Raw genomic sequence first — 19,661 nt, forward strand, 5'->3', positions numbered from 1 at the left:
CTCATCACGGACAAATCTGAAATCACGACCGGTCGGCCATCCGGTGCTGGGCTTTTCCCTGCGATTGTCTATAGTTAACGGTGTGTTATTTTCTGGTTTATTTGACTTTTAATGAATTGGGTGATGGTTCGTTATTTTTATTTTATTTGTTTATTTGAATAAATAATCTGATGACGTGTAGCGAATCGTTCCGGCCTGAGGGGAGTCCTCCTGCGGTAAAACAGGCGATAACGATAAGGAAGGTTGCGATGAAAAAGACCACGATTGCATTTTCGCTGGCGACGGTATTTTCGCTGACGATAGTACTGGGTTCCGTACTGGTGAGCGCCAACGCGCAGGCTGAACAGGAAACGCTGGCGCAGCAGGCGCAGCGTATCGCGCAGACCGCCGGTAAAACCATCGACAATTCCGTACAACAAGCCACAGACTATGTGGATGACAGTACGCTCACTGCCAGAGTAAAAAGCGCATTACTGAAAGATGAAACGCTCGACAGCAATGACATTTCCGTTTCTACCCATGATGGCGTGGTGACGCTCAGCGGGTTTATTGCCAGCCAACAGATGGCGACCGGTGCGGTGAAAATTGCTGCCCAGACCGAAGGGGTGAAATCAGTCAGCGATAAACTGCAGGTTAAGGATGGCAGCGGGGTGCAGTCGGTTGGCGGGTATGCTGACGATGCACTGACCACCAGCACCATCAAAGCCAAACTTCTGGCCGATGACATCGTGCCTTCCCGCCATATCAAGGTGATAACCCAGGACGGCGTGGTGTTGCTGACCGGCCAGGTCGCGAATCGGGCGCAAGCTGAGCGGGCGGAATCCATCGCTAAAGCGGTAAGCGGTGTGAAGAGCGTCAAGAACGAGCTGACGGTGAAATCCTGACGCCTGCAGGTATCGCGGCGGCGGGGAATGACGGCGGCGCGGTTACCGCTGTCATGATGTCTTTCTGACTAAGCGAGGATGTTGCCCCGCGTGTGGTATCTCTCGCATTCTTGCACCGGAGGTCTGATGTTTCATTGGGGCATTCTCTTTCTTATTGTTGCGGTCATCGCTGCGGCTTTGGGGTTTAGTGGCCTGGCGGGGACTGCCGCTGCTGCGGCCAAAATCGTCTTTGTGGTTGGGATTATCCTGTTCCTGATCAGCCTGTTTATAGGACGCCGTCGGCCGTAGAGGCGGCGTCCATATGTCTGTCATAGTGTTCCTTCACACTATCCATGTTGTCTTTGTGTCCGACTTTTGTTTTGTTCTGGGGGTCATCATGGTGAATCTGGATGTCGCTATAGGCAGATGGAAGCAGTTGAAGGGATGCCTGTGGGAACTGTGGGCAGAATATGTGGACAGCGACGATGCCTGGGTATCGGGAAACCACGATTTTCTGGCAGGTGTGATGCAGGAATATTACGGAAAAGAGCAGGACGAGGTATCCTCAAGGCATGATAGCCTGCACTGAGAGAGAGCCGTTGCCCACCGACTTTTTATCCGATTCGTTATCCGGCGCGATATCTGATGACCCGATGGCGACGCCTGTCGGGTTTATTGATACCCATTGTCACTTTGATTTTCCCCTGTTTGCGGATGATGCCGCCGGTAGTCTGGCGCAAGCCGGGCAGGCTGGGGTCCACCGTCTTATCATTCCTGCCGTTGCGGCTGAACATTTTGAGCGGGTATTGTCGCTCAGCCAGCGCTGGCCTGCGCTTTATGCCGCACTGGGGCTGCATCCGTTGTATATCGCCGGACATCAGGAGTCGCATCTGGCCGAGCTGGCGTCCAGGTTTGAGCAGGCTTCGCCTCGTCTGGTCGCGGTGGGGGAGATCGGCCTGGATCTATATATGCCGGATCCTCAATTTGAGCGGCAAAAAGCGTTTCTGGGCGCACAACTTAAGCTGGCCGCCCGCCACGACTTGCCGGTTATCCTTCATTCCCGCCGTAGCCACGACCAACTGGCGCAAATGCTGCGTCGCTACCCGGTTCCTTGTACTGGTGTAGTGCATGGTTTTGCCGGTAGTTACGATCAGGCGATGACGTTTATTGGTCTGGGTTACTACATTGGTGTGGGCGGCACCATCACCTATCCGCGTGCGAATAAGACGCGTCAGGCGATCGCGCGCTTGCCACTCGACCGGTTGCTACTGGAGACCGATGCGCCGGATATGCCGGTGTGTGGGTTTCAAGGGCAGCCGAATCGCCCGGAGCGTTTGGTTTATGTGTTCAACACGCTGTGTGAACTGCGTGCTGAGCCGCCGCAGGTGATTGCGGACACCATTCTTGCCAATACACAGCGACTGTTTCCTGCGCTGCAATGATCAGCATTGGCGTTTATTGCCTACATTACGCGACTTAACGCTATACTTGGCGGCATAAGGGATGGGTTTAATGACCCTTATTAATCAAGGGAAGTGATTGGGAGGCGGGTTTTATTACCGGTTTCTCTTTGACGCGGGTGTAACAGTAGTCGGTGTTTTGCCGCGGGCGTTCACGTTCAAGCTGATGAAACATCGCTTATTTACCGGATAGCCAGACAGTTAACGGTGTATATCCGGTTGCAGAGTGCAGTGACATGCTTTCTTCATTTATTAACAATATCGAATGGTTGACCATTTATCAGGCCGGGAGTGCGGCCGCTTACCCTGGACATTGTGCCCGCTGCCATTTTGAGTTGTCGGCGTATCGCGATGATCTGTTCTCGCGGGCCGGTATTCCTGTTCCGGCGGATATTGCCCGCTCGGTGCCGAAACGACGAGCTGAATATCTGGCGGGGCGTTATCTGGCGCAAAACGTCATGTCACGACTGGGTGTGGAGGGCTACGTACTCACCAGCGCGCCCGACCGCTCGCCGCAGTGGCCTGCGGGGATCGCTGGTTCCCTGAGTCACAACGTTGACAGCGTGCTGTGTGCCGCGCATCGATGTGGCCAGGACATGACGTGCGTTGGGCTGGATATTGAGACCCGGATGAGCGGCGAGCGAGCCGATAATCTGTGGCCCGGCATCGCCGATGAGGTTGAATACGACTGGTTGCATTCCCACGATCCCATTCCTTTCGCCAGTATGCTGACGCTCAGTTTCTCGGCCAAAGAGAGCCTGTTTAAAGCACTGTATCCACAGGTGAAACGCTACTTCGACTTTCTGGATGTGCGCATGGTCGGGCTGGATACCACGCAGCAAACGTTCACGCTGCAATTGCTGACTGACCTGTCTGCCGATTATCTGCAGGGGCGTTGTTTCTCCGGGTCTTACCAATTGCGGGATAACGATATCACCACCTTTCTGTTTCACTGAGCCGGATGGCACTACCACGACAGGGAACGACCACGATGAATATGACGGGGAATACGATACTGATCACGGGCGGAGGGTCAGGCATCGGGCTGGGGCTGGCGGCGGCATTTCATCAGCGAGGCAATCAGGTGATTATCGCCGGGCGACACGCGACGACATTGCAGCAGGCGGCGGTGTCTTTTCCCGGTATGGCCTGGCAGGTGCTGGATCAGCGAGATCCTAACGCTATCAGCGCATTTGTCGCGCAGCTGCTACAGGATCATCCCACGCTCAATGTGGTAATCAATAACGCGGGGATCCAACGGCGTGAAGACCTGACCGCGGTGGATCCGCATTTGATCACCGATACGGTATCGACCAACCTGCTGGGGCCGTTGTGGCTCACCGGTGCGCTGGTACCTCATTTGCTGCGTCAGCCGCAGGCGGCGGTGCTGAATGTGACATCGGAACTGGCTTTTTTGCCGCAGGCCATCACCCCTACCTATTGCGCCACTAAAGCGGCGTTGCATGCCTACACTGAGGCGTTGCGTTGCCAGCTTCGCCAGACGTCGGTACAGGTCATCGAAATTATTCCTCCCTGGGTGCAAACCGGGCTGCAAGGCGAGCAGGGCTACGATCCGCGAGCGATGCCGCTGCCTGATTTTATTGATGAAACGCTGGCGTTACTCTCACAGCAGCCACAAGCGAATGAGATTGTCGTCGACAGGGCCCGTGCGTTGCGGTTCGCTGAACGTGAAGGGGCATACGCTGAGCGTTTTCGGGCTTTTAATGGTGGGGTTGAAAAAACGGTTGATGCGGAAAATCGGTTGGCCCGCAAAACCGATGTTTAACACTGAAATGAGCGATGCGATAGGGATACTGCCTCATCATTATTTAGTGGTGATATTGTATCAAAATGTAATATTTAATATTTTCTGATGTATTTCGGCTTGTGCAGCTGCCACAAATTTAATGCGTTCTTCGCGATCATTTTCCTTCAATACCACAGTGTATTTATTTTTATGATTTAAAATCAGTTAATTGATTTTTTTTACCGCTGCTCTTTTTCTCACCGAAAATCATATCTTTCCGCTTCGTTTCAATTCGCATTGATTAATCCCGGAGATTAACACGCCGATAACCAATGTAATGTTTTGTATAACTTTAATGATCACGTGTGCTCTGAAAGGAAAAAATAATGAATACCGCTACTCTGTCTTCTTCGTTGCCCGGAGTGAGTTTCTGGCACCATTGGCGGCTGATGCCGATGTTCAGTTCCATTATTGGCGTTATCCTGCTTTTATTCGCGCTGGCTATCGGATTTTCCGTTCATTTTCTCGTACGTAGCAACAGTTCCCTCAATGATGTCACCGCAGAAATCCAGGTCCGTCTGGGGGTGTCCAACAGTTCTAACCATCTGCGCACCGCTCGCCTGATGCTGATTCAGGCGGCGGCCGCCGCTAAAGACGGTGATAAAGACACCGCCAGCAGCAGTATCCAACAAGCCGAAGGCCGCCTGAAACAGTCGGCGGATAGCTTTACCGCTTACCAAAGCCGTGAAGTCAAAACACCGGCGGATCTGGCGCTGGATGACGCGCTGCAACAGCGTTACAACGATTACGTTAACACTGGCGTCAGGCCGATGCTGGATGCCGTGAAAGCCGGCCGTTACGATGATGTGCTCGCCATTGAATGGAAACAGACCCGTAAACTTGACCTCGCCTACAATGACGTGTTGCTGAAAGTGGTGGCCATCCGCACCCAACGGGCGGAAGCGCTCAACCGCGAGGCACAGCAGGAGTCGGTATTTGGCTATAGCGTCATGGCCGTCAGTTTTGTGGTGGCCGTGCTGGTGTCGCTGTTTACCTACCTGTGTCTGCGCCGGGTGATTATCACGCCGATGCGTTCGCTGGTTGAACGTATCGAGCGCATCGCCGCAGGTGACCTCACCATGCCGCAGGCGCAATGGGGACGCGGTGAAGTCGGCCAGTTGGGCCACTATCTGCAAAATATGCAGCAGTCGCTGGCTCGGACGGTCAGCAATGTCCGCCACGGGGTTGAGGCCATTTATCAGGGCATTACCGAGATTTCCGCTGGTAACAGCGATCTCTCCTCTCGTACCGAAGAGCAGGCTTCCGCGCTGGAGCAGACCGCTGCCAGTATGGAGGAACTGACCTCTACCGTGCGTCATAATGCCGATAACGCCAACCATGCCAGCCAACTGGCGGGAAATGCCTCTGGCAAGGCACGACAAGGCGGCGAACTGGTGGATGGCGTGGTGCAAACCATGGGTAATATCCATCGGAGTTCGAAGAAGATTTCTGAAATCACCAATATCATCAACGGTATCGCTTTCCAGACCAACATTCTGGCGCTAAACGCGGCGGTAGAAGCGGCGCGAGCGGGTGAGCAGGGACGTGGTTTTGCGGTGGTGGCAGGTGAGGTGCGCTCGCTGGCACAGCGCAGTGCTCAGGCTGCCAAAGAAATCGAAGGGCTTATCACCGAATCGGTCGCGCTGGTGGAAACGGGCTCTGATCAGGTTAGCCGTGCTGGGGAAACGATGCAGGATATCGTCAGCGCCGTGACCAGCGTAACGGATATCATGGCGGAAATTTCGGTTGCGTCGCAGGAACAGAGCAAAGGTATCGATCAGGTCGGTCAGGCGATTAACTCGATTGATAATGTCACCCAGCAGAATGCGGCGTTGGTCGAGCAGGCGACGGCGGCAGCCACGTCACTGGCCGAGCAGGCTGCCGGGCTTAACGAGGCGGTATCGGCGTTTCGTATCGACAGTGTGGAACAACGACCGGCCGTTGGAGCGTCATCGTCAGCTCGTGCTGTTGGAGCACAAACCGCATTACCTAAAACACTCCCGGGTGTGAAAAAGACGAAAACCAGCAACGATGACTGGGAAACGTTCTGAGTAAACGCGATGAAATCGTGCTGAGATAAAAAGTGGGTAGCCAGCGGCTACCCGTTTTTTTCAGTGAAAAACCGTCGATAAATGCGTTATATCTGCCCGAAATAACGTTGGAATAAAACCGCACAGACTTTTTCTCAATACCAACAAACTTATCTGGCGGAATAAAAACGGTGCTGGCAACCAAGGCGTGACTCGAATTATTTCAGAGATCGTTTATTATTTAATAAAGGCAGCAAGTAGTCTGGCGACGTTTTTCAACATCATTTATACCCGTCATACTTCAAGTTGCAGGTGTGTTGGCTGCGTTTGCTCACCCGAATCACTTACCTGAGTAAGCTCATCGGGGTTCGCTTTCTTGCCGCCTGTCTGCCACTCGAATTATTTTGGGTATATAGCCGTGTTTCGTTGATGGCTATGTCTTGTTTATCACTCTGCTTTGTTTATGACTCTGTCGTGTTTATAACTGTGTCGCATTGATAACGGTGTCCCGTTGATGGCTATTCCCCGTATAGGGGGAGGGCGGGTCTGGTTTGATGATGGGGCCGGTTTGATAATGGGGCAAGTTTGATAATGATGTTGCAACGATATCTCGCCAGACATTGACTCCTTTTGAGGAGCGGAAAAATGACACTGATTGAACGAGCACGGGTATTTGCTACCGAAGCGCATGCCGCCTGCGAGCAAAAACGGAAATATACCGGTGAGCCTTATATTGTTCATCCGGCGGCGGTCGTCACGTTGCTGATGCAAATTGAGCCGTCGCAGGAGATGATTGCCGCTGCCTGGTTGCATGATACGGTGGAGGATACCCCGGTGACACTGGAACAGGTGACCCGGTTGTTTGGCTCGCAGGTGGCCCGTTATGTAGAAATGCTGACTGATGTTCGCACCCGTCAGGACGGTGACGAGCGTATTCACCGCAAGAATGCCAATTTGCTGCACAGTGCGGCCGCCTGTCCGCAAGCACAGAGCATCAAACTGTGCGATCTGATTGATAACAGTCGCAATGTCCTGGAACAGGACCCGGTGTTCGCTCGCCCGTACATGGTGGAAATGCGCCGTCTGCTGGCGGTGCTGACACAAGGTGACCCACGGTTGTATGCCGCAGCGACCCGACAGTGCGACCACACGATATTGTGTATTCATCGCTCGTTGGGCGATGAGAGCTGGTATCAACAGCTTTGGCAGCAATACGAAGCGCATCTGCCGTTGCGTACCGTGCTGGAGCGGGCGCAGGAGTGGGTGTGAGTGTGCAAATTGTACGTCTTGACGCATTGCCTGCCGCGCTGGCGGCGCTGATAGCTGAAAGTCAACAGCAAGGGTTTCGGTTTTTATGCCGGTTGCAGGCGGAGTTTCAGTCTGGCGCCAATGATTTCCGCTTACCCGGCGAAGGGCTATTTGCCGCGTTTGAGGCCGACCGTCTGGTGGCGATTGGCGGCGTCAATCAGCAAGCGGGTATGGCGCACATCGGGCGGTTGCGGCGTTTTTATGTTGCAGCGGATCACCGTCGGCAGGGGGTAGGGCGTGAACTGTTAACCGTTATCGAACAGGCGGCAGCGAGCTATTTTCGCGAATTATATCTTTTTACCGACACCCTTGAGGCGGCGCAGTTTTACCAGCGCCAGGGGTATGTACCGGTCAGCCTTCCCGATGTCAGTCATCGTAAAACCCTGGCTGGCGTTTCGTCATGACCCTGTTTTGTCATAACGGACGGTCAACGGCCAATACTTCTCAACTGGGTGCAAAACGGGCAGTTGCAACCGCTCACTGAAGTGGCATCACAGATGCCCAACGGACTGGTGGCGACATGGCCGTTGCTGAACGCGGTTTCCATCTGCGCCAGTTTCGCGGCGTCATTCGGATTGACTGGCGTCAGTTTGGCCTGAAACGCCGACGCGTTGGCCGCCGCAAACGAGAGAAAAACCAGCGACATTCTGAGTTTCATCACCTACCACCTGTAGGTTGCCGGGCAACCGTATTGAAAAAAGCCGTGTTGAAAAGGACATAACGTGGCTTGTTATAACATACCCTTTTCTGCTTCGCATCCTTCGTACTTACCCGATAATCGTACAGTTTGTAAGCGTTCATGACGGGCATGAGGCCCATGACATCTCATTCTCCATCCTGCCTTTCATCCACTCTTTATCCACCCTCATGATGACCGCGTTTTGGTATCTTTTATTTGTTATGTTATAACATAACAAATTGAGTTGTGAGATATGGGAGGGGTTCTGACATGTGGCAGACCATGCCGCCCTTGTTACGGGTAGAGCATTTGAATGCGGTACACACGACCGGTCAACGGGTATTGACCGATATTCACTTTTCAGTCGGGAGCAATGAATGTCTGGCGATCGTCGGCCCGAACGGCAGCGGTAAATCCACGCTGTTGCGCGCCTTATTGCATGACCCGCCGCCCGCGGGCGGGCGCATCTGGCTGGGCGATAAACCGCTGGCGCAGTTGTCTCGCCAGCAACGCGCACGGCATATGGCGCTGATGAGCCAGCATGATACCCCCAGTCTGGCGCTCACGGTGGAAGAGTATGTGTCGCTAGGTTGCCTGCCGCACGCGGATGCCCTGTCGCCAGCGGCACAGCAGGAGACGGTGACGCACGTGCTGGAGGAAACCGGCCTGTCGCCGCTACGACAACGCAGGCTGGCGGTGCTATCAGGTGGAGAGCGTCAGCGGGCGTTTCTGGCGCGCGCCCTGACGCAACGCCCGGAGGTTCTGCTACTGGATGAGCCGACCAACCATTTGGATCCGCTTGGGCGGGCGGCGCTGCTGGCGCTGGTCCGACAACGTGGTATCGCGGTGGTCGCGGTGTTGCACGATTTGTCGCTGGTAGAGGCGTTTGCCGACCGGGTGCTGGTGTTGTGTCAGGGACGGCAGGTGTGCTGGGACGTGCCCGCACGGGCGCTGGCCAGTGAGACTGTCTACCCGGTGTTTGGCATTCACAGCTTTACGGTCTCTCACCCGCAAACCGGCTTGCCGTTACGTCTTTTCGATGTGCCTGCCTGCACCAGCGGGTTGATAACCAGAGGAAATCTATGAATAAAGTCAGTAGTGGCGGGCTGCGGTTCAGCACCTTTGCCAGCATGATATGTGTCTTGTTGGGATGCAGCGCTATGGCTGCGCAGGCGTCGGACTTCCCGGTGACGGTGCACAGTTGTGGTAAACCGCTGACCTTCACGCAAGCGCCGCAGCGCGCCATCATCAATGACCTTAACATGGCAGAAATGGCCTTCGCGTTGCACCTGCAACCGCAGATTGTCGGCCTGACCGGTATCAGCGGTTGGTACAAGATGACGCCGGAATTTCGCCAGCAAATGGGGACGATTCCCGAGCTATCGCCGAAATACCCGTCGCTGGAAACCCTGCTGGGTGCCAACCCGGATTTTTTCTTCGCGGGCTGGAATTACGGTATGAAGGTGGGGGGCGAGGTCACGCCGGGTACGCTGGCGACCTACGGCATCAAAACGCTGGTGCTGAGTGAAAGCTGTATTTTTGAAGACTCACATCGCCCACGCGCTAGCATGGCATTGCTGTATGACGACGTGCTGACGCTGGGGAGAATTTTTGGTCGTGCGGAACAAGCGCAGGCGCTGGTTGAACAATGGAAAACGCGGCTGGCGGCCTTGCCCAAACCGCCGACAGGCCAGGCACCGCTGAAGGTGTTTGTGTATGACTCCGGTGAGGATAAGCCCTTTACCAGTGGGGAATACGCCATGCCGACCGCCATTATCGAGGCTGCGGGGGGCCGTAATGTGATGGATGGCATGGCGGCGAGCTGGGCCACCACCTCCTGGGAAACGGTCGCGGCGGCGCAACCGGACCTGATCATTTTACTCGACTACCAGAATGGTGGCGGCGCAGCGGCGTTGCAGCATTTTTTGCAGACGCATCCGCTGATGAAGCATACCCCGGCGGTGGAACACCAGCGCTACCTGAAATTGCAGTATGCCGAGCTGACGCCGGGACCGGCCAATATCACGGCGATTGAAAAACTCGCCCACGCGCTTTACCCGGCAGCCTCGCAATGAGGTCGTGTCGCCACTATACGGTGGTCTGCCTGCTCACGCTGTTGGTGCTGCTGGTGGTGATGCTCTTTAGCACTGCGGTGGGGGCCATCCGGATCCCGCTGACGCAGGTACTGGCGGCGCTGATGCCGGAACACCCTGGCGTACCGGAGACGGTGCGCCGCATCGTGCTGGAGCTGCGTGTGCCGCGTACGCTGCTGGCGGCCATCACCGGCGCCGGGCTGGCGATGGTCGGCGCGTTGCTGCAAACCACCACCCGCAATGATCTGGCCGATCCCTTTCTGTTCGGGTTGTCCTCCGGTGCGTCGGCGGGGGCTGTGCTGGTGATAACCCGCTTTGGCGAATGGTTTGGGGCCTTCACGCTACCGGTTGCGGCGTTTGGCGGGGGAATTTGCTCGGCACTGTCGGTGACGCTGCTGTTTTTTCTGCGTGAGGGGCGACAGGCGGAGCATCTGGTGATCTGTGGGCTGGCGATTTCCTTTCTGTTTGGGGCGTTAACCAGCTATCTGGTGTTTTCCGGTGACCAACGCGCTGCCAGTGCGGTGCTGTTCTGGTCTCTGGGCGGGCTGGGGCTGGCGCGTTGGGATAATCTGCCGGTAGCGCTGTGCAGCCTGTTGATATTGATTGGCGTTGTGATGACGCGCTGGCGGGCGCTGGACAGTTTGCTGGCCGGTGAACAGACGGCGACGTCGATGGGGGTTAATGTTAACCGGCTGCGCCTTGAGGTGTTCCTGTGCTGCGCGCTGGCGACGGCATTGTTGGTGTCACTGACCGGGGTGATCGGATTTGTCGGGCTGATGGTGCCGCATTTGTGCCGTCCGTTGGTCGGTACGCGCCATCGACGATTACTGGTGCTGTGTGGCTTGCTGGGGGCGGTGTTGCTGAGTATCGGCGATACCTTAAGCCGTATCTTGCTGGCGTCGCAGGAACTCCCGGTGGGGATTGTGACCGCCGGGTTAGGCGGTATTTTTGTGATTGTGCTACTGGCAAAACGTTAGGTATCACTTATCGATTTGATACGGACAACGCATTAGCGACATCCGTCACATTTTTGTACCTTAGCTTCCAAGCCAAACACATTGGAACACATGAGGAAACAGAGATGTCCGTTATCAATACTAAAGTTAAACCGTTTAAAAACCAGGCCTTCAAAGATGGTCAGTTCATCGAAGTCACCGAGCAGAACATCGAAGGTAAATGGAGCGTGTTCTTCTTCTATCCGGCTGACTTTACGTTTGTCTGCCCGACCGAACTGGGCGACGTTGCGGACTACTACGACGAGTTTCAGAAAATCGGCGTCGATATCTACTCTGTATCCACCGATACCCACTTTACTCACAAAGCCTGGCACAGCAGCTCCGAAACCATCGCTAAAATCAAATACGCGATGATCGGCGACCCGACTGGCGCGCTGACCCGTAACTTTGAAAACATGCGTGAAGATCAAGGCCTGGCCGACCGCGGTACTTTCATTGTCGACCCGCAGGGCATCATCCAGGCGGTGGAAATCACCGCTGAAGGCATCGGCCGTGATGCGTCTGACCTGCTGCGTAAAGTAAAAGCGGCTCAGTACGTGGCCTCTCACCCTGGTGAAGTATGCCCGGCTAAATGGAAAGAAGGTGATGCCACACTGGCACCGTCTCTGGACCTGGTTGGCAAGATCTAAGACTGATTTTCCCTCTCCCTCTGATGTTTTTTATCGGGTGCACCGCACCCGATTTTTTACGCCAACGCCAAGGATCATCTATGCTCGACAATAACGTACAACTCCAGTTGAAAACCTACCTGGAAAAATTAACCAAACCTGTTGAGTTAGTGGCGACACTGGACGACTCAGCGAAATCTGCTGAAGTTCGGGCTTTGCTGACTGACATCGCCGGGTTGTCCGACAAAGTCAGTTTCTTTGAAAATAACGATCTGCCGGTGCGTAAACCGTCGTTTCTGGTCACCAACCCAGGGGCTGCCAACGGGCCGCGCTTTGCCGGTGCGCCGATGGGGCACGAATTCACCTCGCTGGTGCTGGCGTTACTGCAAACCGGTGGACATCCGTCGAAAGAAGCGCAAGAACTCCTCGATCAAATCCGCGATCTGGACGGTAAATTCCACTTCGAAACCTATTATTCGCTGACCTGTCATAACTGCCCGGATGTGGTACAGGCGCTGAATTTAATGTCCATCCTGAATCCGAACGTGACCCATACTGCGATCGACGGCGGTGTGTTTCAGGATGAGATCAAAGATCGCAATATCATGGGGGTTCCCACGGTATTCCTGAACGGCGAGCACTTCAGCCAGGGCCGGATGAGCCTGGCGGAAATCGTCGGCAAAATTGACACCGGTGCCAATGCCCGTGTGGTCGATAAGCTCAATAGCCGCCCGGTGTATGACGTGCTGATTGTCGGCAGTGGCCCGGCAGGGGCAGCCGCGGCGGTGTACGCGGCCCGTAAAGGCATCCGCACCGGTTTGATGGGCGAGCGTTTCGGCGGCCAGATTCTGGATACCGTCGATATTGAAAACTATATTTCGGTACCGAAAACCGAAGGTGCCAAACTGGCGACGGCGCTGAAAACGCATGTGGATGACTACGACGTTGACGTCATCGATGTGCAGAGCGCGCAAAAACTGATCCCCGCTTCTGAACCGGGTCAGCCGCACCAAATCGAAACTGCGTCGGGCGCGGTGCTGAAATCCCGTAGCATTATCATTGCTACCGGTGCGCGCTGGCGCAACATGAACGTGCCGGGTGAAGAACAATACCGTACCCGTGGCGTCACCTATTGTCCGCATTGCGACGGCCCGCTGTTCAAAGGCAAGCATGTGGCGGTGATTGGCGGCGGTAACTCAGGCGTGGAAGCAGCGATTGATCTGGCCGGTGTGGTGAAGCATGTGACCTTGCTGGAATTCGCACCGGAACTGAAAGCCGACTCCGTGTTACAGGCTAAGCTGCGTAGCCTGCCGAACGTGGATGTGATCGTCAACGCACAGACCACTGAAGTGCTGGGTGACGGCCAGAAAGTCACTGGCTTGCAGTATAAAGATCGCACCACCGACAGCGTTCATAAGCTGGCGCTGGAAGGGATTTTCGTACAAATCGGCCTGCTGCCGAATACCAACTGGCTGGACGGCGCGATTAATCGCAACCGTATTGGCGAAATTGAGATAGACGCTCGCTGCGAAACCAGTGTGAAAGGTGTGTTTGCCGCCGGTGACTGCACCACCGTGCCTTACAAGCAGATTATTATCGCCACGGGCGAAGGCGCGAAAGCCTCCCTGAGCGCGTTTGATTACTTGATCAGAACGCAGGCGTAACCTGATTCTGACCGACCCTATTCCATCCTGTGACCCGTGGTCACTTTCGGGCTGCAACCCTCATGCATTAACCTGATCTTTTAGGCGACCCGGCCCCTTCAATTCACTGAAGGGGTTTTTTTATGCGCTATTGCGGGCATCTCCGACGAGGGGGATGGCGCGTTACTACCGTCAATGCCGTTTTTTTCGCCATCGGGTTTCACCCCGTTCAGGCGGTGAGCGGCACGGTGGTGACAGGCTGGCCGATGTTTAACTGGGTATCGAAAGCAAACATGTCGTTGAAGACGCAAAACTCCGGCACGCCCAGTTCCAGCACCGGTACCTGTTGTTGCAGGTAATGCAGGCAGGCCTGCTGGGCTTTCAGGTAAGCCTCTGATTCGTCTTCCGTCATCCAGCGCACCAGATACCCCAACGTCACATGAAAGCCGTAGGTGTCATGGTCCGGCGCGCGTATCCCTAACTGTTCGGATAACCGGTCGCGTAGTGTGCGCAGTTTGCGCTCCTCGTTATCGTCCACGGGGGTCAAACGCACGGTCACGCCGGCATCCTGATGGGCGTTGAAATCGGTGATCCGCATTTTAAACGGCAATGTCGCCTGCAACTCGAACCCTGCCAGTTTGCGTGCCAGATAATCGCTACAGACCGACAAGGGGGCATCAATCGGCAGGCCTGCGGGCCAGAACGGCAAACGGCGTTTCGATTCGGTCACGCCTTCAAATACCGTCATGTGGTAACTGGACGGGGGAGTAAAGGTCAGGCAGTGGCTGAAATCCTGTTGTTTAAGCGTATCGCGCACGGCCATAAACGCACTTGAGGCGGCAGAGCCCAGTGGAATGTGGGAAATAATGGTGTTGCCGGGAAAACGGCGCACGCTGCCGTCGGGGTTGAATTTGCCGCCGATGTCGCGTGGTGTCGGCACCAGAGAGCCGGATGGACGCATGGTGCTGAACGTATCGTCGGCTCTGGCGTTGGCGAATAGCGACATCCCGTAAGCCAGGAGCGGTAATTGCAGGACAAAGCGGCGGCGTAACGGGTTCATGACTCCTCCCAGTAGCGTGGATTGATGGATGTAAATGAATGAATAAATAAACGGTTTATACGCCTAGGTTAGGCGTACTTTAGTGACGGGTAAATTTCATACTGACATGGAGTTGTAAGCGGATCTTAATCGCGCCGGGGCTGACATGCTGTTGTCATCGCTCAGTGACAGGATGGGCTTTTTATGTCGTTACGCACGTTATGCGTGATGTCACGTGCTGTGTTTTCATGCATGACGTGTGCCAACTCGTATTGTTTTGATGGGAATACTGTTTTAACGCCTATCACGTGTCAACGAACCAGGAAACCGATTATGAGTCCTCAATCGCCATCACCGGTCCTTAGCCCGGAACCCCGTATTGCCAACGACGTACAAGCCTACCACATCGAATTGGGGCGCTGGACGGAAGTCGCCGACCGTACTGTGCTCAATCATGTCGCGTTGGGGGATTACAGCTACATCATGAATGATTGCGACCTGATGTTTACCCGCATTGGCAAATTTACCTCGATTGCCTCGCACGTTCGTATCAACCCCAGCAATCACCCGTGGTGGCGGCCGACGCTGCATCATTTCACCTATCGCCCCGGAAAATACCGATTGAGCGACAACCCGGCGGCGGTGGACGAGGAAATTTTCAACTGGCGTCAGCAAGATGAGGTCGTGATCGGCCATGATGTCTGGATTGGTCACGGTGCGATTGTGCTGCCGGGGGTGACTATCGGCAATGGCGCTATCATCGGCGCGGGCAGTATCGTGACTAAACCGGTTCCCGCCTGGACCATTGTTGTCGGTAACCCGGCGCGGGTGTTGCGCCCGCGTTTTGAGGACCCGACAATGGCGGAAAAACTGGAACAGTTATGCTGGTGGGATTGGCCGGATGAAAAAATTCGCCAGCATTTACACCTGTTCCAGCAGGATGTGAGTGAGTTTGTCGGTTATTTCTATCGTGACGGAGCACTCCCGCCGTTATCTGAGCCGCCGGTGTGATAGACCGACAGACGGATAGACTGATAAATCACCGGGCGGTATCCCGCAGGTGTTAGGATACCGCCGGGTAACGAGACGCTTTTCAGTCATTTCCGCGTGTTAGCCGGTATCACCCGCGGTTTATTCGCTGATCATGTTTTCCAGCCTGAGCAAGGTAATCTGGCGCAGCTGTTCCAGCGCTTCCGCCGCTTCTTGCCGGTCATCGTTTTGCAGCCGTCGATGCAGGATGCGTAAGATTTCTTCGCCGCTACGGCCTTTGGCGTGGATCAGAAACACCCGGCCAAAGCGGGATTCGTAACGGGCATTGCCCGTGCGCAGTGCGTTAGCCAGCGTATTCTCGTTGCTGTGCGCCATCATCGGTTCCCGACCAGATGTGCTAATGCCTGCGACACTCATGACCGGTTCGCCGATACGAGGGTGGGTGCGTAGCGCCTGCGCCAGCTCTTCTTCCTGCCAGCCTTGAGTCGCCTGTAGCCCGGCAGCCAGAAGGGCGGCGCGGTTGCCGTAGGGGCGGCCTGCGGTGACCTGTTTGGCCCAGCCAGGCAACGCCACGCACGGCGTTATCAGCGTCACCGCTTCGCTAACGCTGAGCAGATTAAACTGTTCCAACGTAATCATCGTCGCTCCTTGTTCGGTTGTATTGACGCAATACGACGTGAATTCCCTGTTGTCACGCCGGTTTTGTAGGATAGGATTTTGTCTTTGCAATCCACATGCCAGTTGTTACCAGAGCGCCAGATCAGAATCCGGTGTTGCTCTGGGCAGACAACCGATTCACGGTAGCGCATTGAACTGCACTTTCATGGTGCAATTATAGCGTGGTGCAGTGTGTTGGGGGGATTGACTGCGGTGGGGGATGGGTTGCCAGCGTCTGATGTGCGTCCATCTGTTGCCGGGTTAGTCTGTGAAGTGAGTAATCACTACTTTTATCGGCAGGCTATAACGCGGAGCGGTTGTCGGTGAAAAAGCGGGCGGTGAGTCGCCCGCCTGATACCCGACGCCATAAATGCCAGACGCTATAAAAAGTGAGTGAGTACTTATTGGCTGTTAAGCGAGCACCGGTCTTAAGCCTCGTTCTGTCATCAGTCGTCACCTGCCGGTCGCCGATACCTCGCGGAGTAAGGCCCCACAGGTGGGGCCACGGTGATATTGTGCCTGCGGCGGAATCCTTTGCGCCTGCCCGGTGTCGGGTTACGCCGATTGAGGTTGGTATGTACTCACTGCTGTCTGACGCAGCAGCCGCAGACCGTTACCAACCACCAGCAAGCTGGCACCGACATCGGCAAAGACCGCCATCCACATTGTCCCCATACCCAGCAAGGTGAGCGTCAGGAACAGCGCCTTGATACCGAGCGCCAGCACAATGTTTTGAATTAAGATGGCGCGGGTGGCTTTAGAAATACGGACAAATTCCGGGATCTTGCGCAAGTCATCGTTCATCAGCGCCACATCGGCGGTTTCGATGGCGCTGTCGGCCCCCATGGCCCCCATCGCGAAACCGATGTCGGCACGCGCCAGCGCCGGGGTGTCGTTGATGCCGTCACCAACCATCCCGATGATGCCCTGTGCCGATAGCCGTTCAATCTGCGACAGTTTATCTTCCGGCAATAGGTTACCGCGTGCTTCATCAATACCGACGTCACGGGCGATAGCCTGCGCTACGTACTGGTTATCGCCGGTGAGCATCAGGGTTTTGATTCCCGCCTGATGCAGCGCGTTGATTGCCTCCCGACTGGAGGGTTTGACGGTATCGGCTACCGTCATCAGCGCCAGAATCCGCCGTTCGTCACCCAGTATGATCACCGTGTTGCCCGCTTGTTCCTGCGCGGTCAGCCGCTCGCTGATTGCCGCCGCCGCATCACCCAGCCATTGCCGGGCCAGTCGCAGGTTGCCAAGGAAATAGCGCTGTCCTTGCAGAGTACCGATAACGCCTTGTCCGGCAACGGCACTGAAGTTATCGACATCCAGCAATGTCGTACCGGCTTCCTGTGCCGCCTTTGCCACGGCCTGCGATACCGGGTGGTCAGAACGGCTGGCCAGACTGGCAGCCAGTTGCCGACAACCGGCATCATCAGCGTCAGCGACCGATTCAAAGCCGGTTTGTACCGGCTTGCCGTGGGTCAGCGTGCCGGTTTTATCCAGCGCTAGCCAGGAGAGCGCATGCCCTTTTTCCAGGAACACCCCACCTTTAATCAAAATACCGCGCCGTGCAGCCGCTGCCAGCCCGCTGACGATGGTCACCGGGGTAGAAATCACCAGTGCGCACGGGCAGGCGATCACCAGCAGTACCAGCGCCTTGTAGGTCCACTCCAGCCAACTGCCGCCAGTCAGCAGCGGCGGCAGGACCGCGACCAGTAACGCTCCCAGAAAGACCAGCGGGGTGTAAACGCGGGCAAACTGATCGACAAACCGTTGTGTCGGTGCCCGGGTGCCTTGCGCCTGTTCTACCGCGTGAATAATCCGCGCCAGCGTGGTGTTGGCCGCCGCCGCCGTCACCCGATATTCAAATGAACCGCTTTCATTGATGGTACCGGCAAATACGCTGTCGCCGACGCGCTTATCCACCGGCAGGCTTTCGCCGGTAATCGGTGCCTGATTAACCGCGGAATGACCACGGGTGATATCGCCATCCAGTGCGATGCGTTCGCCGGGGCGAACCCGCACGATGCTACCGGGTGTAATGGTGTTGGCTTCCACGTCGCGCCAGCTGCCATCCGATTGCTGTACGGTGGCGGTCTCCGGTGCCAGATTCATCAACCCGGCAATGGCGTTACGGGCGCGGTCCAGCGAACGCGCTTCGATGTGCTCAGCGAGGGTAAACAGCACCATGACCATCGCGGCTTCCGGCCACTGTTGCAGGATAAGCGCACCGGTCACTGCGATACTCATCAACGCATTAATGTTCAGGTTGCCAGTGCGAAGGGCCGTCCAGCCTTTGCGATAGGTGGTTAATCCACTAACGGCCACCGCAAGGATCGCCAGCACCGCCGCCCACCATTCAGGCAAGGCGCTCCATTCTACGGCTTCGGCCGCACCGGCGGCGAGCACCGCCAGCCCCAACGGCCACCAGGATTTTTTCGGCTCAGGCGGCAGGGCGGAGCGGTCATTTGCGGCACGCACTTCAGGCTCAAACCCTAACGCGCGGATAGCGGCCAGAACGGTGTCCAGCGCATCGTAACGGTGGGTGACGGTCATCACCCGTTGCATCAGGTTGAATTCCAGCGCACTGACTTCCGGCAGCATATCGAGCTTTTTACGCAGCATCGTTTCTTCCGTCGGGCAGTCCATCTGCATGATGCGGATTGGCGTGCGCTGCTGATCGCCAGTACGTTCGGCACCGGCCAGCGCACTGACAGGTTGTACCGCATTGTGTTGCATCGGATTGTGTTGTACCGCATTGTCGCAACAGTGATGAGCGCATGCCGCCGGCTCAGTTTGCTGTTCATGCCCGGCGGCATGAACTGTCTGGCATGACCCGGTTTGTGTCTGATGATGTTGACGGAACAGGGCCTTGCCCGGTTTTTCCGGTGCGACAGGCTGGAACTGACGCACAGAAGTGGGGGAATGTTTCTCTGACATGGTTGATTCCTGTTCGGGATTTTGTTGTAGTAAAAACCCTGTAGCAACTACAGGGTCAAGGGGAATCACATGAAAATTGGCGATCTGTCGAAAGCGACCAACACCACACCGGAAACCATTCGTTTTTATGAGAAGAAAGGGCTATTGCCCGAACCGGAACGTACCGAAGGGAACTATCGTCACTATCATCAGTTCCATGTCGACAGGCTGCGGTTTATCCGTAACTGCCGCTCACTGGACATGAACCACGATGAAATTCGCGCGCTGATTGCGCTGAGCGAGCAACCGGCCGCCAGTTGTGAAGGGGTAAACGCGCTGCTGAATGAGCATCTGGGGCATGTCGAAGCACGCCTGGCGCAGTTACAGCAACTGAAAGCGCAACTGATGGATATCAGCCAGCGCTGTCAGGTGACGCAAACGGTGGATGACTGTGGCATTTTGCACGGGTTGTCCGAGCTGGAGCCTGAAGACAGCAGCATCGGGCATACGCATTTAGGCTAAGCCAGCCAACGCGAAGCTCGCTCT

Annotated in this window: 20 protein-coding genes; 16 read left to right on the top strand and 4 right to left on the bottom strand. The window is 55.8% G+C overall.

What is annotated here, in order from left to right:
• The first annotated feature begins 248 nt into the window (after positions 1–248).
• From osmY to DD586_RS02535, 9 genes are all read left to right on the top strand, one after another.
• On the top strand, positions 249–884 hold the full coding sequence (osmY, locus tag DD586_RS02500; protein WP_012883237.1) for a molecular chaperone OsmY: 636 nt from the start codon (positions 249–251) through the stop codon (positions 882–884).
• A 126-nt stretch (positions 885–1,010) separates the two neighbouring features.
• Positions 1,011–1,172, top strand: a complete 162-nt coding sequence (locus DD586_RS21150) for a DUF1328 domain-containing protein (RefSeq protein WP_012883238.1) — start codon at positions 1,011–1,013, stop codon at positions 1,170–1,172.
• A 13-nt stretch (positions 1,173–1,185) separates the two neighbouring features.
• Positions 1,186–1,452 (top strand): CsbD family protein, encoded by a 267-nt coding sequence (locus DD586_RS02505; RefSeq protein WP_012883239.1) that lies wholly within the window; start codon positions 1,186–1,188, stop codon positions 1,450–1,452.
• Positions 1,453–1,516: 64 nt separating this feature from the next.
• Positions 1,517–2,305: a TatD family hydrolase gene (locus DD586_RS02510; RefSeq protein ID WP_041164744.1), complete on the top strand. Its 789-nt coding sequence runs from the start codon at positions 1,517–1,519 to the stop codon at positions 2,303–2,305.
• Positions 2,306–2,559: 254 nt separating this feature from the next.
• Positions 2,560–3,279, top strand: coding sequence for a 4'-phosphopantetheinyl transferase family protein (locus tag DD586_RS02515; RefSeq protein ID WP_012883241.1), 720 nt, complete (start codon positions 2,560–2,562; stop codon positions 3,277–3,279).
• A 35-nt stretch (positions 3,280–3,314) separates the two neighbouring features.
• Entirely contained in the window at positions 3,315–4,109 is a 795-nt protein-coding gene (locus DD586_RS02520; RefSeq protein WP_012883242.1) for an SDR family oxidoreductase, read from the top strand.
• Positions 4,110–4,456: 347 nt separating this feature from the next.
• The gene (locus DD586_RS02525) at positions 4,457–6,181 is read left to right on the top strand and encodes a methyl-accepting chemotaxis protein (protein WP_012883243.1); all 1,725 of its coding nucleotides are present in this window, start codon (positions 4,457–4,459) and stop codon (positions 6,179–6,181) included.
• 624 nt (positions 6,182–6,805) lie between these two features.
• The gene (locus DD586_RS02530; RefSeq protein WP_012883244.1) at positions 6,806–7,429 is read left to right on the top strand and encodes an HD domain-containing protein; all 624 of its coding nucleotides are present in this window, start codon (positions 6,806–6,808) and stop codon (positions 7,427–7,429) included.
• Positions 7,426–7,872: a GNAT family N-acetyltransferase gene (locus DD586_RS02535; RefSeq protein WP_012883245.1), complete on the top strand. Its 447-nt coding sequence runs from the start codon at positions 7,426–7,428 to the stop codon at positions 7,870–7,872. The genes DD586_RS02530 and DD586_RS02535 overlap by 4 nt, the downstream gene beginning before the upstream one ends.
• Positions 7,873–7,895: 23 nt before the next feature.
• Here the strand turns inward: DD586_RS02535 and DD586_RS02540 are convergent, their stop codons facing one another.
• On the bottom strand, positions 7,896–8,126 hold the full coding sequence (locus DD586_RS02540; protein WP_012883246.1) for a hypothetical protein: 231 nt from the start codon (positions 8,124–8,126) through the stop codon (positions 7,896–7,898).
• A gap of 291 nt (positions 8,127–8,417) precedes the next feature.
• On the opposite strand from DD586_RS02540, the gene DD586_RS02545 reads away from it, so the two are divergent.
• The 5 genes from DD586_RS02545 (at position 8,418) to ahpF (ending at position 13,528) form a co-directional block, all read left to right on the top strand.
• Complete coding sequence (locus DD586_RS02545; RefSeq protein WP_012883247.1) at positions 8,418–9,233, top strand: ABC transporter ATP-binding protein; 816 nt, start codon at positions 8,418–8,420, stop codon at positions 9,231–9,233.
• Positions 9,234–9,277: 44 nt separating this feature from the next.
• Positions 9,278–10,222, top strand: coding sequence for an ABC transporter substrate-binding protein (locus DD586_RS02550; protein ID WP_041164750.1), 945 nt, complete (start codon positions 9,278–9,280; stop codon positions 10,220–10,222).
• A complete protein-coding gene (locus tag DD586_RS02555; protein ID WP_012883249.1) occupies positions 10,219–11,217 on the top strand; it encodes a FecCD family ABC transporter permease in 999 nt (332 codons plus the stop codon). Before DD586_RS02550 ends, DD586_RS02555 begins: the two co-directional genes overlap by 4 nt.
• A gap of 104 nt (positions 11,218–11,321) precedes the next feature.
• Entirely contained in the window at positions 11,322–11,885 is a 564-nt protein-coding gene (gene ahpC / locus DD586_RS02560) for an alkyl hydroperoxide reductase subunit C (RefSeq protein WP_012883250.1), read from the top strand.
• 80 nt (positions 11,886–11,965) lie between these two features.
• Positions 11,966–13,528, top strand: a complete 1,563-nt coding sequence (ahpF, locus tag DD586_RS02565) for an alkyl hydroperoxide reductase subunit F (protein ID WP_012883251.1) — start codon at positions 11,966–11,968, stop codon at positions 13,526–13,528.
• Between the two features lie 208 nt (positions 13,529–13,736).
• Here the strand turns inward: ahpF and DD586_RS02570 are convergent, their stop codons facing one another.
• Positions 13,737–14,567, bottom strand: a complete 831-nt coding sequence (locus DD586_RS02570; protein WP_012883252.1) for a DUF1868 domain-containing protein — start codon at positions 14,565–14,567, stop codon at positions 13,737–13,739.
• Positions 14,568–14,879: 312 nt separating this feature from the next.
• Here DD586_RS02570 and DD586_RS02575 point away from each other — a divergent pair, with 312 nt between their 5' ends.
• Positions 14,880–15,557, top strand: a complete 678-nt coding sequence (locus tag DD586_RS02575) for a DapH/DapD/GlmU-related protein (RefSeq protein WP_012883253.1) — start codon at positions 14,880–14,882, stop codon at positions 15,555–15,557.
• A gap of 120 nt (positions 15,558–15,677) precedes the next feature.
• Here the strand turns inward: DD586_RS02575 and uraD are convergent, their stop codons facing one another.
• Complete coding sequence (gene uraD / locus DD586_RS02580; protein WP_012883254.1) at positions 15,678–16,175, bottom strand: 2-oxo-4-hydroxy-4-carboxy-5-ureidoimidazoline decarboxylase; 498 nt, start codon at positions 16,173–16,175, stop codon at positions 15,678–15,680.
• 573 nt (positions 16,176–16,748) lie between these two features.
• Positions 16,749–19,136, bottom strand: a complete 2,388-nt coding sequence (locus DD586_RS02585) for a heavy metal translocating P-type ATPase (protein WP_012883255.1) — start codon at positions 19,134–19,136, stop codon at positions 16,749–16,751.
• 69 nt (positions 19,137–19,205) lie between these two features.
• On the opposite strand from DD586_RS02585, the gene cadR reads away from it, so the two are divergent.
• Complete coding sequence (cadR, locus tag DD586_RS02590) at positions 19,206–19,637, top strand: Cd(II)/Pb(II)-responsive transcriptional regulator (RefSeq protein ID WP_012883256.1); 432 nt, start codon at positions 19,206–19,208, stop codon at positions 19,635–19,637.
• The last annotated feature ends 24 nt before the right edge of the window (positions 19,638–19,661 follow it).

The organism is Dickeya parazeae Ech586 (assembly GCF_000025065.1).
Lineage (GTDB): Bacteria > Pseudomonadota > Gammaproteobacteria > Enterobacterales > Enterobacteriaceae > Dickeya > Dickeya zeae.

Bases quoted from the DNA above. Each gene is read 5' to 3' on its own strand.
- osmY (WP_012883237.1), top strand. From the start codon at position 249: ATGAAAAAGACCACGATTGCATTTTCGCTGGCGACGGTATTTTCGCTG.
- DD586_RS21150 (WP_012883238.1), top strand. From the start codon at position 1,011: ATGTTTCATTGGGGCATTCTCTTTCTTATTGTTGCGGTCATCGCTGCG.
- DD586_RS02505 (WP_012883239.1), top strand. From the start codon at position 1,186: ATGTCTGTCATAGTGTTCCTTCACACTATCCATGTTGTCTTTGTGTCC.
- DD586_RS02510 (WP_041164744.1), top strand. From the start codon at position 1,517: ATGGCGACGCCTGTCGGGTTTATTGATACCCATTGTCACTTTGATTTT.
- DD586_RS02515 (WP_012883241.1), top strand. From the start codon at position 2,560: ATGCTTTCTTCATTTATTAACAATATCGAATGGTTGACCATTTATCAG.
- DD586_RS02520 (WP_012883242.1), top strand. From the start codon at position 3,315: ATGAATATGACGGGGAATACGATACTGATCACGGGCGGAGGGTCAGGC.
- DD586_RS02525 (WP_012883243.1), top strand. From the start codon at position 4,457: ATGAATACCGCTACTCTGTCTTCTTCGTTGCCCGGAGTGAGTTTCTGG.
- DD586_RS02530 (WP_012883244.1), top strand. From the start codon at position 6,806: ATGACACTGATTGAACGAGCACGGGTATTTGCTACCGAAGCGCATGCC.
- DD586_RS02540 (WP_012883246.1), bottom strand. From the start codon at position 8,126: ATGAAACTCAGAATGTCGCTGGTTTTTCTCTCGTTTGCGGCGGCCAAC.
- DD586_RS02545 (WP_012883247.1), top strand. From the start codon at position 8,418: ATGTGGCAGACCATGCCGCCCTTGTTACGGGTAGAGCATTTGAATGCG.
- DD586_RS02550 (WP_041164750.1), top strand. From the start codon at position 9,278: ATGATATGTGTCTTGTTGGGATGCAGCGCTATGGCTGCGCAGGCGTCG.
- DD586_RS02555 (WP_012883249.1), top strand. From the start codon at position 10,219: ATGAGGTCGTGTCGCCACTATACGGTGGTCTGCCTGCTCACGCTGTTG.
- ahpC (WP_012883250.1), top strand. From the start codon at position 11,322: ATGTCCGTTATCAATACTAAAGTTAAACCGTTTAAAAACCAGGCCTTC.
- ahpF (WP_012883251.1), top strand. From the start codon at position 11,966: ATGCTCGACAATAACGTACAACTCCAGTTGAAAACCTACCTGGAAAAA.
- DD586_RS02570 (WP_012883252.1), bottom strand. From the start codon at position 14,567: ATGAACCCGTTACGCCGCCGCTTTGTCCTGCAATTACCGCTCCTGGCT.
- DD586_RS02575 (WP_012883253.1), top strand. From the start codon at position 14,880: ATGAGTCCTCAATCGCCATCACCGGTCCTTAGCCCGGAACCCCGTATT.
- uraD (WP_012883254.1), bottom strand. From the start codon at position 16,175: ATGATTACGTTGGAACAGTTTAATCTGCTCAGCGTTAGCGAAGCGGTG.
- DD586_RS02585 (WP_012883255.1), bottom strand. From the start codon at position 19,136: ATGTCAGAGAAACATTCCCCCACTTCTGTGCGTCAGTTCCAGCCTGTC.
- cadR (WP_012883256.1), top strand. From the start codon at position 19,206: ATGAAAATTGGCGATCTGTCGAAAGCGACCAACACCACACCGGAAACC.